Below are 17354 nucleotides of genomic sequence, written 5' to 3'. Positions count from 1 at the left end.
TATTTGTATTAAGACGTTATATACAAATATTTAAAGGGATTAGGTTGTGGTATTCTTGGGGTTATCGTGTGCATTCACATGCCTCTTGTAGTTATCTTCAAAAGTTATCTGCAAAATGGTGATGGTTTAATTGCCTAAACACAAAGTTTTAGGCTGCACACTTTTAGGAAATATATCAAACGGCACAAGGAGTCAAATATGACTAAACACGTCGCGCCGAAAGCCAAAACTACTGCGACGGCATTTGCCAAAGAACTTCAAGAGCACCTCAAGTACACCCAGGGTGTAACGCCAGAGCAGGCCACTACGGCAGATGTGTATGTTGCCGCTGCTACCGCAGTTCGTCGTCACTTGATGGACTCTTGGATGCAGACTCAGCATGACATGGTTAATGGCAACACCAAGGCTGTGGGCTATTTGAGCGCAGAGTTCTTGATGGGTAAGCAGCTTGAGAACGCTTTGTTGAACGCTGGTCTTACTGACCAATTCAATAAGGCTGTTACTAAGCTTGGCTTCGATCCAAAAGCTGTTATCGATGCCGAGTATGAACCAGGTTTAGGTAACGGCGGTTTGGGTCGTCTCGCAGCCTGCTTCATCGATTCACTCGCCTCTATTGGCGTTCCAGCATTTGGCTACGGCATCCAGTATCGTTACGGCATCTTCAAGCAGCGCTTTGATGAAGAAGGTAAGCAGGTTGAAACCCCTGATTACTGGCTTAGCAACGAAGAGCCATGGGGTCACATTGATTATGGTCGTGACCAGCGCGTCAACTTCGGTGGTGAAGTTGTAGAGGAAAACGGCAAGCGCGTTTGGAAGCCAGCTTGGTCTGTTCGCGCAGTACCAGTTGACTACATGGTTCCAGGTTATAATTCTGGTCGCGTAAATACTCTTCGTTTGTGGACCGCTAAGTCTTACGATGAGTTTGATTTGCTCACCTTCAACAAGTCCGAGTACTTGGATGCTGTAAAGCCACAGGTTGCAGCAGAAAACATTTCTAAGATTCTTTACCCAGAAGATTCCACTCCAGAAGGTAAGGCTTTGCGTCTTGAGCAGCAGTACTTCTTCGTAGCTGCTTCTATTCATGATGCAATCCGCGTATTCTACCCAGGTCAGGATAAGCCGGATCTCACTACCTTCCCAAGCAAGATTAACTTCCAGTTGAACGACACTCACCCAGTTATCGGCATTCCAGAGCTTATGCGCGTTCTTATGGACGAGTACGGCTACGATTGGAACACCGCTTGGGGTATCACCACCAAGACCTTCAACTACACTTGCCACACCTTGCTTCCAGAAGCTTTGGAAGTTTGGCCAGCCAAGCTTATTGGCGAACTGTTGCCACGCCACCTTGAAATCATTCAGGGCATTAGCGAGCAGTTCCGCAACGAGCTTCGCGGTAAGGGCGTTGCTGAGGATCAGGTTGAGCGCATGCGCATCGCTACCGACGCTGACGAAAATGGCGAAGGTGCTGTAGTTCGCATGGCTTACTTGGCTACCTACGGCGGTTCTTACGTTAACGGTGTTGCTGAACTTCACTCTGAGTTGTTGAAGGATGTCACTTTGAAGGACTTCTCCAGCGTTTACCCAGATAAGTTCAAGAACGTTACTAACGGCGTAACTCCTCGTCGTTTCGTGCGCTTGAGCAACCCACGCATGTCTGCTCTTATTACTGAGGGCTTGGGCACAGACGCATGGCAGGGTAATTTGGAGCTTCTCGAAGGCTTGAAGCCATTGGCTGACGACAAGGCGTTCGTTAAGAAGTTTGCTGAAGTTAAGAAGCAGAACAAGCTTGCCTTCGTTGATTTCGCAAAGCAGAAGTATGGCTTTGAGATCAACCCAGACACAATGTTCAACACCATTGTTAAGCGTTTGCACGAGTACAAGCGCCAGTCCATGAAGATCCTCCAGGTTATCTCCACATACGCTGGAATCAAGAATGGCACAATCGACGTAGACAAGATGCTTCCACGCACCGTGTTCTTCGGCGCTAAGTCTGCTCCAGGCTATGCTATGGCAAAGCTTACGATTCAGCTCATCAACAATGTTGCTCGCGTTGTGAACAACGACCCAGCTTGCAAGGGCAAGCTCGCAGTGTTCTTCCCACCAAACTACAACATTGAACTTGCTATGAACTTGATTCCTGCAACCGATTTGGATGAGCAGATTTCTCAAGCTGGTAAGGAAGCTTCTGGCACTGGTAACATGAAGTTCGCTTTGAACGGTGCTTTGACTGTTGGTACTCTCGATGGTGCAAATGTTGAGATTCGCGAGCGCGTTGGTGCTGAGAACTTCTTCCTCTTCGGCATGACCGTTGACGAGGTTGAGAAGCTCTACGCTGAAGGCTATGATCACGGCGGCTCCCGTAAGTACTATGAATCTGATCCTCGCTTGAAGACTGCTGTGGATATGGTTGCTGACGGCACCTTCTCCAACGGCGACAAGAGCGTGTATGAGCCACTCGTTAACGATTGGCTTACCCATGATTACTTCATGGCAATGGCTGACTTCAGCTCTTATATGGATATTCAGGCTCAGATTGAGGAAACTTACCGCGATCCAATGAAGTGGGCTCGCATGGCAGTCTTGAACGTAGCCAACTCTGGTTACTTCTCTTCTGACCGCTCTATCGAAGATTACCTCGATCGCATTTGGCACACGGGTGCTCTTCCAACACCTGTTGCTGAGTAATTGAGTATTCTCCAATAGCAATACATAGAAAATAAAAGGCGGAGACTGTTAATCAGTTTCCGCCTTTTATTTGTGTAAATTTTAGTTAAATTGCATGTAAGACAAACGCTTTTGTTTACAACAATTCTTTAGTAATTACAAATGAAGGCGACTACGAATATACGCAATCGCCTTCATTTTGGACTGTATAAAGCAAATGTCACTTATGCCTCGGCGGCAGGAGTATCGTTAGCTTCTTTCTCTTCTTTTTCTAACCCTAGGTCAATTGGCGAAGAACTGTTCTCCCATGGTTCCTCCCAAGGGTCATAATCAGGATTATGCTGCTTGTACACATACAACGCAGCAATACCTGCGAGCAGTGCTCCGAAGAGCAGTGCAAAGAACTTCCAACCGCCAGAGGATCTGTTCTCCATGATGGCTCCTTTCCGGTTAAGCTGACCTGCTCGTCCAAGTCAACAATCTATACCGCTTTTTGTCGCGTAATAACTATCATAGTTGCTTTTCTTCAGAGTTGCATCTTTTTTAAATAATGTTATTGATTAAATTTGTGGAGTAAAACCGATATCATAAGCATATGCACAACTTTGATATTAAAAATATTTTAAATAATATAAGATTTCGTTTTAACACAACCACAGCCATTTTAGTATATTCATGCATTTTTATTTGGATATTGGAAATGATACTGAACTTTGCATATCCAAATTATTATTCGACTCTAATAAGCTATACTGCGTTTCTTCCAATCACTGCGTTACAGACACCTTGGACTTGGTTCACATCAATGTTTGTTCACGCACCAAATTTAACCCATATTTTCTTCAATATGCTATGTCTTTGGTCGCTCGGAGTTGAATTAGAACGATTCTTCGGTAAATGGAAGTTTTTTGGATTATATTTAATATCCGGCTTTGGCGGAAGCGTAGCTGATATTGTATGGTGCAAACTCACTAATAATTGGTTCGTCGCTTCATACGGTGCTTCGGGAGCTATTATGGGGCTTATAGGCGCACTTCTCGTAGCACAATGGCGACTAGGAGAAAACATGCGAGGAACAATTATTTGGATTGCTATTACTCTCGCTATGCCAATTATTGTGCCTAATATCGCTTGGCAAGCACACATTGGAGGCTTAGTTTCGGGTACCGCAATTGCAGCATTGCTCGGAGTACAAAATCCGCTACTTAAAAAAGCTTCGTTTAATACGCGTTTCTTAGTGTATTTTGTATCACTATTTGCTATTCTCACTGCTTGTGCAATGTTTTGTTTGAAGGCATGATTTATTAAATTACACACGTGTAGTTTTCCACCGATGTGCACAGGATTGTGTATAAGTTGTGCCTAAATTGGTGACAACTATATAAGTTATCCACATAGTTAATCACAAACGTTGATAACTTGCCTTTTTTGAACCTGTGCACAAGTGTATAAGAGTTATCCACAATTTAAATTTTTTGTGGACTAAACTATCGACTACACAATTTTAAAATTTACTTGCTCTAAAATTTTCTACACCTCCATAAGGAATGAGATTTATGTCTACACTTCAAGTTCCAAAAACAATAGAACCAGCAAACGCTTCTACACTCACTTTTATTAAAGAAAACGCACAATTGTCACCAAGTAAAGCTGCTCTTAAAGCTCCACGCAATGCAAACATCGACATACCATTTGCAATTAACCAAATAGCAGGTAGACAGATTGCGCAACAAAAACTACCAAAATGGGCTTCCTGCAACGAAGTTATATACCCTGCGCATATTTCTATGGAACAGTGTTCTTCTCAGTCAACAGCACAATACAAGGCAAATGTCGCAAAAGAATTACTCAACAAATTAAATTCAGAAAATTTTAGTAGCACACTTGTGGACCTTACTGGCGGCTTTGGCGTTGATTGCACAATAATGTCTGAAGTTTTCGATTCTGCCATTTGTATTGAACAGCAAAACGAACTTTCTAGCATTGCACATCATAATATGAATGCACTTGGTATTACAAACGTAAAATGCTACAACAACAATAGCCTTGATGCACTCAAAAATATTCCTAAGTCAACGGTAATATACGTCGATCCAGCTCGTCGTAACAAACAAGGATCTCGCACATACGCTATTGAAGATTGCACTCCAAATGTATTAGATCTTAAAAATCAGTTGCTCACTAAAGCAGAAATAGTGATTATTAAACTTTCTCCAATGCTTGATTGGCACAAAACAGTTAGTGATTTCAGTGGCAATGTAGAAGCCATACATATAGTCGCACATAATAACGAGTGCAAGGAACTATTGATAATACTCAGTAACTCTCAGCACACAAAAGTACCAGTATATTGCGCAAACGACAATCAAATAACTGTTATACAAGCAACTTACAATACTTCAACAAATCAGGTATCAATACAGCCTGAATCAAATGTTTTAGAAAATAATAAAAAAGATGAAATTTTAGATATAAATAACTGGCCAGAATGGTCGCAATACGTTTATGAGCCAAATGCAGCAATCATGAAAGCTGGCTGTTTTTCAGTGTTAGAAACTCAATACAATATACAACAAATCAGTGCGAATAGTCATGTTTACGTATCGGAAGAATACTACTCAGAATTTCCAGGAAAGACATGGAAAATTGAAAATATATGCAGCATGAATAAACGAGAAATAAAACAAACTTTTGCTGATATTACTCATGCAAATATTGTTACTCGTAACTTTCCAATACCTGTAGAAGCATTGCGCCAAAAATTAAACTTACAAGATGGCGGAAATACAAGAATTATCGCAACAACTGATAACAATAAAAATCACATACTTATTCGAGCAGTAGCAGCACCAAAATAAAAAGTAGCTACGCAACATTTGCATAGCTACTTTTAAAACATATTAAGCAGTTTGTTTTACAGACTAACGCCACCACATTGTCATAATGAATCCAGTCATTACTATTACTAATGCAATAACTAAATTCCATGCACCAATTCCAGGGATTGGAAGCACAGGGTTCAAATAATAAACAACAGCCCAAATTAATCCAACAACCATTAATGTGCAGAACAGCGGCACAAACCATGCAGCATTAGCTTTTGTGCCTTTAATGCTTTCTTCGACACGTCGCCTATTTTCAGCTTGTCTCTGCATCATTTGCTGAATCTGTGGAGAAAGCGTTGCTTTATCCGCAGTAGCATTCAACACTGCTTCAACTTCGTCCATAGGAACGCCATAAGTATTCTCATTTGACGTATCGCTCTTCTTTGCAGCGTCGTCAGCTGCAGTCGTGTGCAATTCTTCATCAGCCATAACTGTAACTCTCCAATCAATCGGCTACACGCTATAATAGTGGTTACACTCGAACGCGTGAAGGATGAAGATAAAATATGGCTAAGAGAACTGGGAAACATCGTGCTCAACACTCGCTGTTAAGCAGTTTTGCTGTTGCCGCTGCAGTATTTCTTACCGGCTATTTATTCGTTCTTAACTTGCGCGTAAACCGCTCTGCTTTTGTGACTTCTAATACGAGTCAAATGGTTGAAAGAAATTCACAGCGCACAAAAAATTTACGAGAAGATATAAAATCTTTAGATTCTAAAATTAATTTACTTAATAAAACGCTTGGTAGCAGCACTAGTGAAGGAAAAGAATCTTCTGATACTGGAAGTAGTACCGTACTTCCAAAACTTGAAGGACCTGGAATTGTTGTAACTCTCAACGACTCTCCTCTATGGAAAGGCGCAGTTAATGGTTCCGGAACATCCGGAACCATTAATGATTACGTAATCCACCAGCAAGATATTGAAGCTGTAGTAAATGCTTTGTGGCGCGGCGGAGCAGAAGCAATAACTATTCAGGATCAGCGAGTATTATTTAACTCCGCAGTTGTTTGTATTGGTAACGTTCTTATGTTGCAAGGTCATCAGTACTCGCCACCGTATAAAATATCTGCTATTGGTCCAATAGATAGCATGGTTGATGCTCTAAACAATTCACCAGCCATACACACCTACAAGGAGTATGTAAGTTCGTTTGGATTAGGATGGAAAGTGGAGAAAAAGAATAATCTGCGATTCCCTGAAGCATCGGCTTTGTTGCAACCATTAAGGTACGCAACAGTTCCTAAAGTGCTAAACAAATAAAATATGTTGCAAAGTCTTCATACATCAATAAAGGAGTAGCACACTATGCAATCTGCTAATATGCAGGAAGGAAAAACGAAGCGTAGCAGCTCGAATTTCTGGTGGCAAGCCGCTGGAATTATTGGCGAACTGTTGATAGCTTTTGCAGTTATTTGCGCATTGTACATTGCATGGCAAATGTGGTGGACTGGAGAGCAGGCTGAGCACACTCAAGTAGAGGCACGTCAAGCAATATCTTGGCAAAACCCAAAAACTGGTGATAAAACGAAGATTGCTTTACCACAGAATACTGACCCACCTGCTTTAAGCAAACCAAAGTCTGAAGACCTTGTAGCTCGTTTATACATACCACGTTTTGGAAATCAGTGGGAACGAAATGTTGTAGAAGGCATTACGCCAGACATCTTAAGCAAGCGTGGTTTAGGTCATTATCCAACCACACAAATGCCTGGCGCAATAGGTAATTTTGCAGTAGCAGGTCACCGAAATGGTTATGGTCAGCCATTGGGAGATGTAGACTTACTGAAGCCTGGCGACGCAATAGTAGTTCGTACAAAGGATTATTGGTTCGTCTATAAGTACACTTCTTACAAGATTGTTACACCAGATCACGGTGAAGTTATTGATGCAAATCCTGATCATCCTGGTGAGAAACCAACAAAACGTATGCTTACTCTTACAACGTGCGAACCTAAGTATACTGCTGCAACTCATCGCTGGATTAGCTACGCAAAATTCGCTTATTGGGCAAAGATTAGCGATGGCATTCCAAAAGAACTTTCTACTATTGATGAGCAAGGAAAAGTGAAGTTTATTAACAATGAGCAACAATCTCTAGTTTCTCGTCTTTCTTCACTAGTGCCAGTTATGGTGGTTGTTTTATTAGTGTATATGATGATTTTCGTAGCAGGAGCAATTGCTTGGCAATGGCCAGAACTTCGCGCTATTCATTCTGGATTAAAGAAAAAGCCTGATGCAAGCATTTTTGGCGGTCTTTTGCGCATACAACCAGGTATTACAGCGATTCGTTGGATTCTTTCGATTCTGATTTATTTCTTCATTGTATTAGCATTATTCCAGTGGATTTTCCCTTGGGGCGCATCTACAATTCCATTCCTTCAGCAGATGTCTAATTACTCAACAACTGTATGATAACGGGTTAAGTAGTAAGTTTTAAATATTCTTACGATTGCTTTAAAACTTACAAAATAAAAACATTTAAGGCGATTGCGTATGAAGCGCAGTCGCCTTTTGTTTATATTAATAAAATAAAAGCCTATAGAAACACATAAAATAACGCATTGCTGTAAAACTATGTCTAAATAAACAAACATATCTTAAACAGCTATTTTTTCGTTTTATCACATACTTTGCAACCTAATATAAGTCTATTTATGCAGATCTATTTTCACGCATCAATTTTTATAAGTAATATACGGATTTTATTAGAGATACAAACATTAGAGATACAAAAACGCTGCTTGTTCTACTTTTCTTGTAGAACAAGCAGCATATACATTATTTTTTACAGACTTAATCTAATACAAATCTAAATCAGTCTGAATCAGATGAAGAACCAAGGCTTGGACGTGTAACTAATGTAATCGCTTTGCCCTTCTCAACCTTGCTTCCTGCTTCCTCAGACATGCTCATGACTATATCGTCATCTTTTGCCATTGAATCAGATACTACTCTCAAACCTTTTGCTTCAAGTATTTTCTTCGCCTGTTTGAAGGTAACAGTACCAAGATCTATACTAGGAACTTCAACTTTCGAAGCACCTTGAGAAACATACACAGTAATAGAGCTGTGTGGTTTAACAGAGGAACCAGACGACGGATTTAGTCGAGTTACAGAACCTTCAGGCACATTATCTGAATCTTCCTTAACTACATCCGTAGTAAAACCAAAATTCTCTAATTGGCTAACCACAATGTCTTTGCTTTGACCAACAAGACCGTCAGGAATTTTAGTTAAACCGGATGCAATATATAAAGTAATTAACGTACCCTTATCAGCAAACGAATCTGCGTCAGGATCTGTGCGAGTTACATGATCTTTCTTAATATCTGCACTATCTTCTACTCGAACATTAGCAATCTTAAACCCAGCACGCTCAAGCATTTTACGAGCAGCTTCTTGCGTTTTACCACTTACATCTGGCACGCGAGTTGATTGTGGTCCAACCGAGAACCATACAGTCACCTTGGATCCAGAAGCAACATGCTCACCTCCACGCGGTGATTGCTTAGTAAAAGTTCCCTCAGGTTGAGAAGAATGATCATCTTCACGAATATCTGGAACCAAACCAAGTGCACGCAACTTTTCACGAGCAGCATCCTGCGTTGTTGTCTCCATAAATGTTGGAACTACAACATCTCCAGTAGCACGACTTCGATTGAGCATAAACAGCACACCCAGAAGAACTAATACTGTTACTAATACTCCAACTATAGATCCGATTACTACTCGTTTACGACGTTGCGCTTGCATTGTTGCTCTTTGTGACGCGCGCGTGCTAGGAGAAAATGCAATATTTGCAGATTCAACTTGACCAGTAATAGGATTAAACGATTGAGTTGCAGCACCATCTGTCATGCCCATAGCCATAGTTGCAGCATCCTGTTCAGCCTGCTTACGCGCCTTCATATTAGCTAAATCAGTCAATGGATTAAACGCTGCTGCAACAGGCACTCCGCCGTTCATAAACGCTAGAATGTCATTCTTAAACTCTGATGCTGTGGCATATCTATTTTGTCTATCTTTTGCCATTGCTTTAGCACAAATCTTGTCCCACATAGCAGGCATGCCTGGAACAAGTGTGCTAAGAGGTGTCGCCACTTCTGAAACATGCTGATATGCGATGGCAACAGCTGAATCTCCAATAAAAGGAGGACGTCCAGTTAGCATTTCATACAGCACACACCCTGCAGAATACAAATCAGAGCGCATATCTACTTGTTCACCACGAGCCTGCTCTGGAGACAAATATTGTGCTGTTCCAACAACACCTTGAGACTGTGTCATAGTTGTTGCAGAATCATCAAGAGCTCTAGCTATTCCAAAATCCATGACTTTTACTAAGCCTTGTTCGGAAATCATAATATTTCCAGGCTTAATATCGCGGTGAATAATACCCATTCTGTGTGAGTACTCTAAAGCATTGAGTACGCCAAGCATAACTTGTTCAGCGTCTCTCTGACTTAAAGCTCCATTCATTTTTAGAATATCGCGTAATGTTTTACCTTTGATGTATTCCATTACAAGATACGGTAAACGCTCTTCTAAGCCATTTTCTGCTATAACAGATTCTTCTCCAGAATCATAAATATTCACAATATTAGGATTGTTCATCTGCGCAATGGCATGCGCTTCCCTGCGGAATCGCGAAAGGAAAATCTCATCGTTCGCTAAATCGGAACGCATGATTTTCACAGCAACTGTACGACCTAAGCGCTTATCAACAGCAACACGCACTTCCGCCATGCCGCCGCGGCCAATAAGCTCCCCTAATTCGTATCGACCATTCGCTAATGAGGTGGGCATTGTGGTATTCATTGCTGCTCCTTGCGATCATTGGTATTAAAAATATTAATAATATTTACTTGGTTTTGCGGCATACTTTTAATACATCTTCGTTGTCGCAAATTTGTAGAAAGTACTCCTGTTGTATTGTTGAAGGCTGTTTCTTGATCTAGCAGTCTGCGCTCAATACGAGATAATACTTTCGACACAACTAATGCATCTTTTGGACGATCTTTTGGATTCTTTGCAAGCATAGACATAATAAACTGTTGTAATTGCAAATCAACATTTTCTGGCAAAGGTGGTACAGGATCATTAACATGTGCAGCAGCAATATCTACCGGCGTTGCTCCAGTAAATGGACGATGTCCGCACAAACCTTCATATGCCACAACACCTAACGAATAAATATCAGATTGTGCAGTAGCTTGTTCACCTTGTGCTTGTTCTGGAGAAATATATTGAGCTGTTCCAACTACCATGCCATCTTGAGTGATCTGTTCTTGGTCACTGGAATATGACACACCAAAATCTGTGATTTTCACATTGCCAGTATCAGAAACCATAATATTTGCAGGTTTTACATCGCGATGAATTACGCCATGAGAATGAGCTACAAAAAGTCCTCGAGCTGTTTGAATAAGAATAGGAAGTAACTTGGTAGGATCAATTATTTTTTCTTTATGATACAAATCTGCCAATGATTTACTTGGCACATATTCCATAATTAGGAATCCAATACCATCGTGCTCATAATAGTCAAATAATGCTGCAATATTAGGATGCGCTAAATTTGCTGAATTATGCGCTTCAGCACGAAGACGACGTAATTTTGCTTCAACGTTTACGGTATCTGTACGTAACGCCTTAATGGCAACAATTCGCCCAAGTTGAATATCAAAGCCTTTCCAAACTTCTCCCATACCGCCTTGAGCAAGGCGGCGATCAAGTCTATAACGATGATGAACTAACTGTCCTTCAACGAGTTTCATTGTTTAAGCGCCTCCTCCATCACTTGTCGCATAATAGGTCCTGCCGCGTAACTACCAAATGTACTTGTGTTATGTACTATAACCGCTATAGCTATTCTAGGATTTTCAGCAGGAGCAAATCCAATAACCCAACCATTAGCAGCTTGATTATACATTCCAATCTGTGCAGTACCTGTTTTAGCCGCAACATGAATATTAGGTAAAGCAAGATTAGGATTTTCTTTTGTAACAACAGCCTGCATCATAGAAGTTAATTTAGATGCACTGTCACTACTCATTACTTGGTTCATAACGGTTGGTCTAGTTTGTGACAATACTGACAAATCGCTAGATCTTACACAATCAACAAGAGTAGGCTTCATCAATGTTCCATTATTTGCAATAGCTGCCGCAATCATAGCGTTTTGCAAAGGTGTAACCTTAGCATCACCTTGACCTATTGATTCCAGAGCTAGTCTATCTGGAGTTGGCTTAATAGAAAAAGTAGATTTCACGGATCGTATTGGGAATCCAGTAGAATCAGAACCATCAATAGGCAGCGAATCGAAGAATCCAAACTTTCTTGCCTGCTTTACAATTACGTCAGATCCTAAAGAATTACCCAATTGAGCAAAAGCAGTATTAGACGAATATGCTAAAGCATCCTCAAAAGATATTTTTCCATCAACGCCATTCGCTTGGTAAGTGACATTTGTAAGAGACGTCTTGGTTCCAGGCAAAACATAGCTCGCACCAGCAGGTATTTTCGTATCAGGCTTGTATTTTCCAGATTCTAATGCTGCTGCTGCAACAACAGTTTTGAACGTAGAGCCAGGAGCATAAAGCTCAGAAACAGCACGATTCAGCATAGGATTTGACACATCTGATGTTATTCTCTCATACGATTTATTTACTTCATTAATATTGTGAAGAGCAAGATCATTCGGATCATAACTTGGAGTGCTTACCATGGCGCGAATTCTTCCGGTTTTTGGCTCAATTGCAACTAAAGCTGCGTCTTTGCCTTTAAGAAGATTGTAAGCAAGATTTTGCAAACGTGAATCAATTGATGTTTCTATAGAAGCTCCGCGATTAGTTGCTCCAGTAAATAATGAACGGAATCTTTGCCAGAACAGAGCATCTGATTCTCCACTTAATAAACTATTACGAGAAGCTTCAATTCCTCTATCTGCACGCTGGCTAATAGAAAAATATCCAGTAACTGGAGCATATACTAATCCGTTAGAATACTGACGTTGATACACAAAAGCATCTTTAGATGGTTCAGATTTCACTATAACTGTGCCATCTGATGTAAGTATTGCTCCACGTGGAGCGCCAAACTCATGGTATAAAGCTCTGCGATTTCGAGGATCAGAATTTAGAGCATTCGCTTTAATAGAAGTAATAATTGTACTTGAAATACCAAGTATTACAAAAAGTACCAATACTGCAGTAAAAAGTTCTCTAAGACTTTTATTCATTGTTATCACCTCTTTCTGAAGAGGAAATAACAGCAGAAGCATCTATATTATTTTCATAATCTGTATTGTTATATTCACTATTATTTGTATTCGTATTAGCTCGCTCTTGCAATTCACGCTCGCGCAACGCTGCTAAGGCAGCGTATTGGAAAGTATCGGAAACAGGAGCAGGTTCAGGTTTATTTGCAGCGTGAGAAATAACAATAAGCAAAGATGCAAGCAAATAATTTGCTACTAAAGAAGAACCTCCAGCTGCCATATACGGCAAAGTTAAACCGGTTAATGGAATAACCAAAGTAATTCCACCAACAACAGTAAACACTTGGAAAGCCATAGTAAAAACAAGCCCTGAAGCTAATAATTTTCCAAAGCCATCTTTAATTTTCATTGCAGTAATCATTCCGGATGCAATAATAATTAAATACAAAACCAATACGGCTAGAAGCCCAGTAAGACCAAGCTCTTCACCAACAGAAGCATAAATAAAATCAGAATTAGCTAGCGGTGTTATAGAAGGATGACCTTGTCCTAAACCTGTTCCGGTTGTTCCTCCAGCAGCCAAACCAAACAATCCAGATACAATTTGCGCTGAGCCACCAGGGAAACGATTATAAACCGCATTATCAAATGGATGAAGCCACGAATCCACACGATATTGCACATGTGCGAATAACTTTACTGCCATCAAGCATCCAGCTACAAAAGCAATACCCCCAACAGCAATCCATCCTCTGCGACCTGTTGCCACATACAACATTGACACAAACATTGCGAAGAACATCAATGACGTTCCAAGATCATGCTGGATAACAAGCACACCCATTGATGCTGCCCATACTAAAGCAATAGGTCCCATGTCTTGTAAGCGAGGAAGGTGAACTCCCAAAACCTTATTTCCACCTACAGCAAGTCGATCACGATGATTAAACAGGTACGCAGCAAAGAAGAATGACAGGAAAAGCTTAGCAAACTCTCCTGGTTGCACTGTGTGATCTCCAAAACCTATCCAAATTCTCGCTCCACCAATTTCTTTACCTAATCCAGGAACCATAGGTGAAAGCAAAAGAATCAAGCCTATAACCATATTCACATAAGAAAAACGCCTTAAAATGCGATAATCTTTCAAAAGAATAACGAAAATAATTGATAATACTAATGCTGCACAAATCCACACCATTTGTTTTATTGCAACATTTGTATTATTTTGCCTATCGATTCTAGCTATAAGAACTGTTCCAATTGCAGTTAAAAGCATAATACAAGGTAAAATAGCTTGACTTGCATATGGCTGTTTAACAAGAAGAACACCCCAAAATACGAAAAACAGTGCCATAACGAGAATCAACATTGCTGCATAATTAGCAGAAATATAACCGTCAATACGGAAAAACATCTGTAAAAATGCCATGCCAGAAAGCAATGTTGCAAAAAGCAACAATGCTATCTGTCTGATACGCGTAGCAATCATATTCATGAGGTTTTACCCCCTTGCTTCGCGTTATCTTTATTTTTATTTATTTTATTTTCTAATTTCTTTTGATTCTGTTCATTAAGTTTTTCTTGTTCTCGCGCACGCATTTCTCGACGAATTAACGAAGCATGACCACGAGCCTCAACTAAGCTGCCAAAACTAATACCTTCTTTTAATTGATCCTGCCAAGATTTATCTAGTTTATTAACAGAGATGTCAGTAGATTCCACTTTGTGAGATAATGCAATACCAAAAATATTTGTTGGCACTCCTTGATAAATAACAACTTTGTTACTGTCTTTTCCAATATAATATTGCGTTTGAGTCCACGCATATACTCCGTAACCTACTCCAGAAATAACAAATAATACTAGTAATATTCCCAAAGATATGCCTATGCGAGTCCATCTACGCCTCAATGAATGAGCACGATGTGCCTCATCCTGCTCATGTTTAACAGCACGAGCAACATCTGGATCATGAGGATCTGTTGAAACTTTACCATTCTTTTTTTTGACTATAGGGATCTCATTAGTGTCAGGTGTATGTAATTCTCCAACTTCTTCACGAATGTGTGAAGGTTGCACAATTCTTGTAATAGATATTGTTCCTTCATCTGGATTTTTAGAATTATCATCATCTTGAGCTAGCGCAGCTGCTCTTTGAGCTGGTGAATTCTTATCTTCGCGCAATGCCGGTGCTGAAGCTACTGCTTTATTTACGATATCTGCAATTGACTCGAGATCCTTACTTGCAGCTCCTCCAATAAGTGGAGTTTGATGCGGAAGATCAAATGCATCAGCATCAAGTGCAAGCGTTGCATCTGCAATAACGGCTGTAACATTATCTGTACTACCAGCACGAAGTGCCATAGATACTAATTTTTGAGCGCATTCTTCTTGATTAGAAATACTACTCATCACATCTTGAATAGTTGAATCTTCAAGAACTCCACACAATCCATCAGAGCAAAGAAGCCAACGATCAGAAGGATGAGCTGAACGCAAAGCAATATCAGGACGAGGATCTATATCAAAATCACCTAGTACTCGCATAACAACATTTCGTTGAGGATGATTTCGCGCTTCTTCAGGCGTAATATGACCTGTATCAATCAAATGCTGAACATAACTATGATCAGTAGTCATGCGCATAAGATGATTATCTCTTAGTAGATACGCTCTAGAATCACCTAAATGAGCCAGAACCCAGTATCCTCTTACAAGAGTTACTGCAGTAACTGTCGTTCCCATTCCAGCAAGACGGCGCTCACGCTTAGCTTTACCAACAATCGCATCATGAGCAGCCATAATCGATGTTTCCATCATTGAAGAAACAGTTTTAACATCATGCGGTCTTGAATCTTGTTCAATATGTGCAAGAGAACGAATCGCTATAGTAGAAGCTGTATCTCCTCCAGCATGACCACCCATTCCGTCGCAAATTGCAGCTAAATGTTCACCAGCAAATGCAGAATCTTGATTATTACTACGAACAGTTCCAACATCACTGACAGCCGTAGCATACATAAAAAGTATTTTTTCTACAGAATTTGCGCGATTTTCTTTAATATCATTTTTATCTGTTATAGATGATATTTTTTCTATTTGCCCAGTAACTGCGGTCTGAATTTCTTCTTCGTTATTTGAATTGATTTGTTTCATTTGTTACCTCAATTCAAACATTGTTGCGCCGATTCGCACAGAAGTACGCGGAGCTAATATAACAGGCTCAGTAACACGATTATGACCAATCATGGTTCCATTTGTGCTACCTAAATCTTCAAGAACCCAAGAATTAACTGATTGATTAAAATAAACACGAGCATGGTGTGAAGATACAAATTCATCATTTAATACGACTGTATTAGAAGCAGCACGACCAAGAGTCACACCAGCAGCGTTCAATGGGAATGAAGATCCTGCCAAAGGTCCATCAATAACAACTAACAAAGTTGGAGAACCGGATGTATTTTCTTGATTTTCTGCTTTGGCAAATACTGGCGTCTCACGCACTTGCATAACTTGTGAAAACTTTGCTTCACGAGAATTACGACGAGAACTTTTCTTCCAAAAACGAGATTTTTTAGGACTAAATACTTCAATATCGCAGCGAAGCGAACGGATAGCGCACCATACAAAAATCCAAAGTAAGACTAAAAAGCCATACTTAAGTATTGCAAACGTTAATTCAGTAAACATCATGCGCGTTATCGTCTCCTAGCTCGGAAATACTTATTACTCCTGGTCTTGAGACGATGCCCAATAAAGAATACGCGTACGACCAATAGTAATAGTGTTGCCATCAACCAATGTTGCTGCAGGAACCTGATGACCTTCTACATATGTACCATTCGTAGATCCAAGATCACGAGCAATAACACCGTCAGGAGTTATATCAATACCAAGATGATGACGAGAAATACCTGGATCATCTATTACAATATCGCAACCAGACCCACGTCCTAAAATAGTACGATCCTTTGTAAGCAAGTACTGGTTACCATTAATTTCAAGCATCGGGTGATTCTGCGATTGATCCTCAGTAGTAACAGGAACAGCATTACCCTGAACAGATTCAGATGTCAAATGGAAATTACCTTTAGTTAATTCCAAATCCTCTTCAAAAATAACAACTACAGGTCCTACGAAAGCATAATGCTGACTCTTAGCATATTGAGTAAGATTATCTGCAAGCTCATTAGCTAATGCTTCACTACCCCATTGTTCAATATGATCAAAATCAGGCGTACTCAGCTTAAAACGGTACTCATTTGGAGCAACTGTGTGATCTCTGCCAATAGGCATGGCTTCAGCGTCAATTTCACGTTCCAAAGCACTCGAAAAATCGACTGGCTGCAAATCTTTGGAGCCGAATTTTGCGAAGACGCTGTTCATTGCACCTTCCACGCTCTTCTCAAATCGGTCAAACACGCTCATGGTAAACCCTTTCTATCTGTTCATCATAGTACTCGTCACCGGGTACGGTGTTCAACTACCACACGCTTTTCTTCTAATATATTTTCTTTTTTATACATATTATTTCGTACTCTCCAACGTGCATTTACATCATTGTGCGTGTAATCTTAA

Annotated in this window: 14 protein-coding genes; 5 read left to right on the top strand and 9 right to left on the bottom strand. The window is 40.3% G+C overall.

Annotation, left to right across the window (positions count from 1 at the left end; translation table 11 throughout):
• The first annotated feature begins 198 nt into the window (after positions 1 to 198).
• Positions 199 to 2688 (top strand): glycogen/starch/alpha-glucan phosphorylase, encoded by a 2490-nt coding sequence (locus HXT59_RS01915; protein WP_012913689.1) that lies wholly within the window; start codon positions 199 to 201, stop codon positions 2686 to 2688.
• Positions 2689 to 2891: 203 nt separating this feature from the next.
• Here HXT59_RS01915 and HXT59_RS01910 read toward each other — a convergent pair whose 3' ends face one another.
• Complete coding sequence (locus HXT59_RS01910; protein ID WP_004106126.1) at positions 2892 to 3101, bottom strand: hypothetical protein; 210 nt, start codon at positions 3099 to 3101, stop codon at positions 2892 to 2894.
• 161 nt (positions 3102 to 3262) lie between these two features.
• Between HXT59_RS01910 and HXT59_RS01905 the strand changes: the two genes are divergently transcribed.
• Together HXT59_RS01905 and HXT59_RS01900 are read left to right on the top strand one after the other, a co-directional pair.
• Positions 3263 to 3967, top strand: coding sequence for a rhomboid family intramembrane serine protease (locus HXT59_RS01905; protein ID WP_012913690.1), 705 nt, complete (start codon positions 3263 to 3265; stop codon positions 3965 to 3967).
• Positions 3968 to 4223: 256 nt separating this feature from the next.
• A complete protein-coding gene (locus tag HXT59_RS01900) occupies positions 4224 to 5525 on the top strand; it encodes a THUMP-like domain-containing protein (protein ID WP_421783987.1) in 1302 nt (433 codons plus the stop codon).
• Positions 5526 to 5588: 63 nt separating this feature from the next.
• On the opposite strand, the gene crgA is transcribed toward HXT59_RS01900, so the two are convergent.
• Positions 5589 to 5981, bottom strand: coding sequence for a cell division protein CrgA (crgA, locus tag HXT59_RS01895; protein ID WP_004106118.1), 393 nt, complete (start codon positions 5979 to 5981; stop codon positions 5589 to 5591).
• Positions 5982 to 6058: 77 nt separating this feature from the next.
• On the opposite strand from crgA, the gene HXT59_RS01890 reads away from it, so the two are divergent.
• Together HXT59_RS01890 and HXT59_RS01885 are read left to right on the top strand one after the other, a co-directional pair.
• Positions 6059 to 6814, top strand: coding sequence for a DUF881 domain-containing protein (locus tag HXT59_RS01890; RefSeq protein ID WP_421783985.1), 756 nt, complete (start codon positions 6059 to 6061; stop codon positions 6812 to 6814).
• A 45-nt stretch (positions 6815 to 6859) separates the two neighbouring features.
• Positions 6860 to 7966, top strand: a complete 1107-nt coding sequence (locus HXT59_RS01885; RefSeq protein ID WP_004109532.1) for a class E sortase — start codon at positions 6860 to 6862, stop codon at positions 7964 to 7966.
• Between the two features lie 402 nt (positions 7967 to 8368).
• On the opposite strand, the gene pknB is transcribed toward HXT59_RS01885, so the two are convergent.
• The 7 genes from pknB to HXT59_RS01850 are packed head-to-tail and all read right to left on the bottom strand — an operon-like array spanning position 8369 to position 17204.
• Positions 8369 to 10372 carry a Stk1 family PASTA domain-containing Ser/Thr kinase gene (gene pknB / locus HXT59_RS01880; RefSeq protein WP_421783983.1) on the bottom strand — a complete coding sequence of 668 codons (2004 nt, stop codon included), beginning with the start codon at positions 10370 to 10372 and terminating at the stop codon, positions 8369 to 8371.
• Positions 10369 to 11331: a serine/threonine-protein kinase gene (locus HXT59_RS01875; protein ID WP_004109538.1), complete on the bottom strand. Its 963-nt coding sequence runs from the start codon at positions 11329 to 11331 to the stop codon at positions 10369 to 10371. The genes pknB and HXT59_RS01875 overlap by 4 nt, the downstream gene beginning before the upstream one ends.
• Positions 11328 to 12794, bottom strand: a complete 1467-nt coding sequence (locus HXT59_RS01870) for a peptidoglycan D,D-transpeptidase FtsI family protein (RefSeq protein ID WP_004109541.1) — start codon at positions 12792 to 12794, stop codon at positions 11328 to 11330. The genes HXT59_RS01875 and HXT59_RS01870 overlap by 4 nt, the downstream gene beginning before the upstream one ends.
• Complete coding sequence (locus HXT59_RS01865; protein ID WP_004109544.1) at positions 12787 to 14268, bottom strand: FtsW/RodA/SpoVE family cell cycle protein; 1482 nt, start codon at positions 14266 to 14268, stop codon at positions 12787 to 12789. Before HXT59_RS01865 ends, HXT59_RS01870 begins: the two co-directional genes overlap by 8 nt.
• On the bottom strand, positions 14265 to 15929 hold the full coding sequence (locus HXT59_RS01860) for a protein phosphatase 2C domain-containing protein (protein ID WP_116431997.1): 1665 nt from the start codon (positions 15927 to 15929) through the stop codon (positions 14265 to 14267). The genes HXT59_RS01865 and HXT59_RS01860 overlap by 4 nt, the downstream gene beginning before the upstream one ends.
• 3 nt (positions 15930 to 15932) lie before the next feature.
• Entirely contained in the window at positions 15933 to 16469 is a 537-nt protein-coding gene (locus HXT59_RS01855) for an FHA domain-containing protein FhaB/FipA (RefSeq protein ID WP_004109549.1), read from the bottom strand.
• Positions 16470 to 16502: 33 nt separating this feature from the next.
• Positions 16503 to 17204 carry an FhaA domain-containing protein gene (locus tag HXT59_RS01850; RefSeq protein ID WP_012913694.1) on the bottom strand — a complete coding sequence of 234 codons (702 nt, stop codon included), beginning with the start codon at positions 17202 to 17204 and terminating at the stop codon, positions 16503 to 16505.
• Positions 17205 to 17354: the final 150 nt, after the last annotated feature.

The sequence above is a fragment of the Gardnerella sp. KA01001 genome, from assembly GCF_049244025.1.
Taxonomy (GTDB): Bacteria; Actinomycetota; Actinomycetes; order Actinomycetales; family Bifidobacteriaceae; genus Bifidobacterium; species Bifidobacterium swidsinskii.
The sequence above is the reverse complement of the archived record's forward strand: the minus strand, read 5'-3'. Positions and strand labels throughout refer to the sequence as shown.

What these genes read in the sequence shown, in the direction of transcription:
- HXT59_RS01900 (WP_421783987.1), top strand. Translation starts at nt 4,224, where the DNA reads ATGTCTACACTTCAAGTTCCAAAAACAATAGAACCAGCAAACGCTTCT.
- HXT59_RS01885 (WP_004109532.1), top strand. Translation starts at nt 6,860, where the DNA reads ATGCAATCTGCTAATATGCAGGAAGGAAAAACGAAGCGTAGCAGCTCG.
- HXT59_RS01890 (WP_421783985.1), top strand. Translation starts at nt 6,059, where the DNA reads ATGGCTAAGAGAACTGGGAAACATCGTGCTCAACACTCGCTGTTAAGC.
- pknB (WP_421783983.1), bottom strand. Translation starts at nt 10,372, where the DNA reads ATGAATACCACAATGCCCACCTCATTAGCGAATGGTCGATACGAATTA.
- crgA (WP_004106118.1), bottom strand. Translation starts at nt 5,981, where the DNA reads ATGGCTGATGAAGAATTGCACACGACTGCAGCTGACGACGCTGCAAAG.
- HXT59_RS01860 (WP_116431997.1), bottom strand. Translation starts at nt 15,929, where the DNA reads ATGAAACAAATCAATTCAAATAACGAAGAAGAAATTCAGACCGCAGTT.
- HXT59_RS01855 (WP_004109549.1), bottom strand. Translation starts at nt 16,469, where the DNA reads ATGATGTTTACTGAATTAACGTTTGCAATACTTAAGTATGGCTTTTTA.
- HXT59_RS01905 (WP_012913690.1), top strand. Translation starts at nt 3,263, where the DNA reads ATGCACAACTTTGATATTAAAAATATTTTAAATAATATAAGATTTCGT.
- HXT59_RS01915 (WP_012913689.1), top strand. Translation starts at nt 199, where the DNA reads ATGACTAAACACGTCGCGCCGAAAGCCAAAACTACTGCGACGGCATTT.
- HXT59_RS01875 (WP_004109538.1), bottom strand. Translation starts at nt 11,331, where the DNA reads ATGAAACTCGTTGAAGGACAGTTAGTTCATCATCGTTATAGACTTGAT.
- HXT59_RS01865 (WP_004109544.1), bottom strand. Translation starts at nt 14,268, where the DNA reads ATGAATATGATTGCTACGCGTATCAGACAGATAGCATTGTTGCTTTTT.
- HXT59_RS01910 (WP_004106126.1), bottom strand. Translation starts at nt 3,101, where the DNA reads ATGGAGAACAGATCCTCTGGCGGTTGGAAGTTCTTTGCACTGCTCTTC.
- HXT59_RS01850 (WP_012913694.1), bottom strand. Translation starts at nt 17,204, where the DNA reads ATGAGCGTGTTTGACCGATTTGAGAAGAGCGTGGAAGGTGCAATGAAC.
- HXT59_RS01870 (WP_004109541.1), bottom strand. Translation starts at nt 12,794, where the DNA reads ATGAATAAAAGTCTTAGAGAACTTTTTACTGCAGTATTGGTACTTTTT.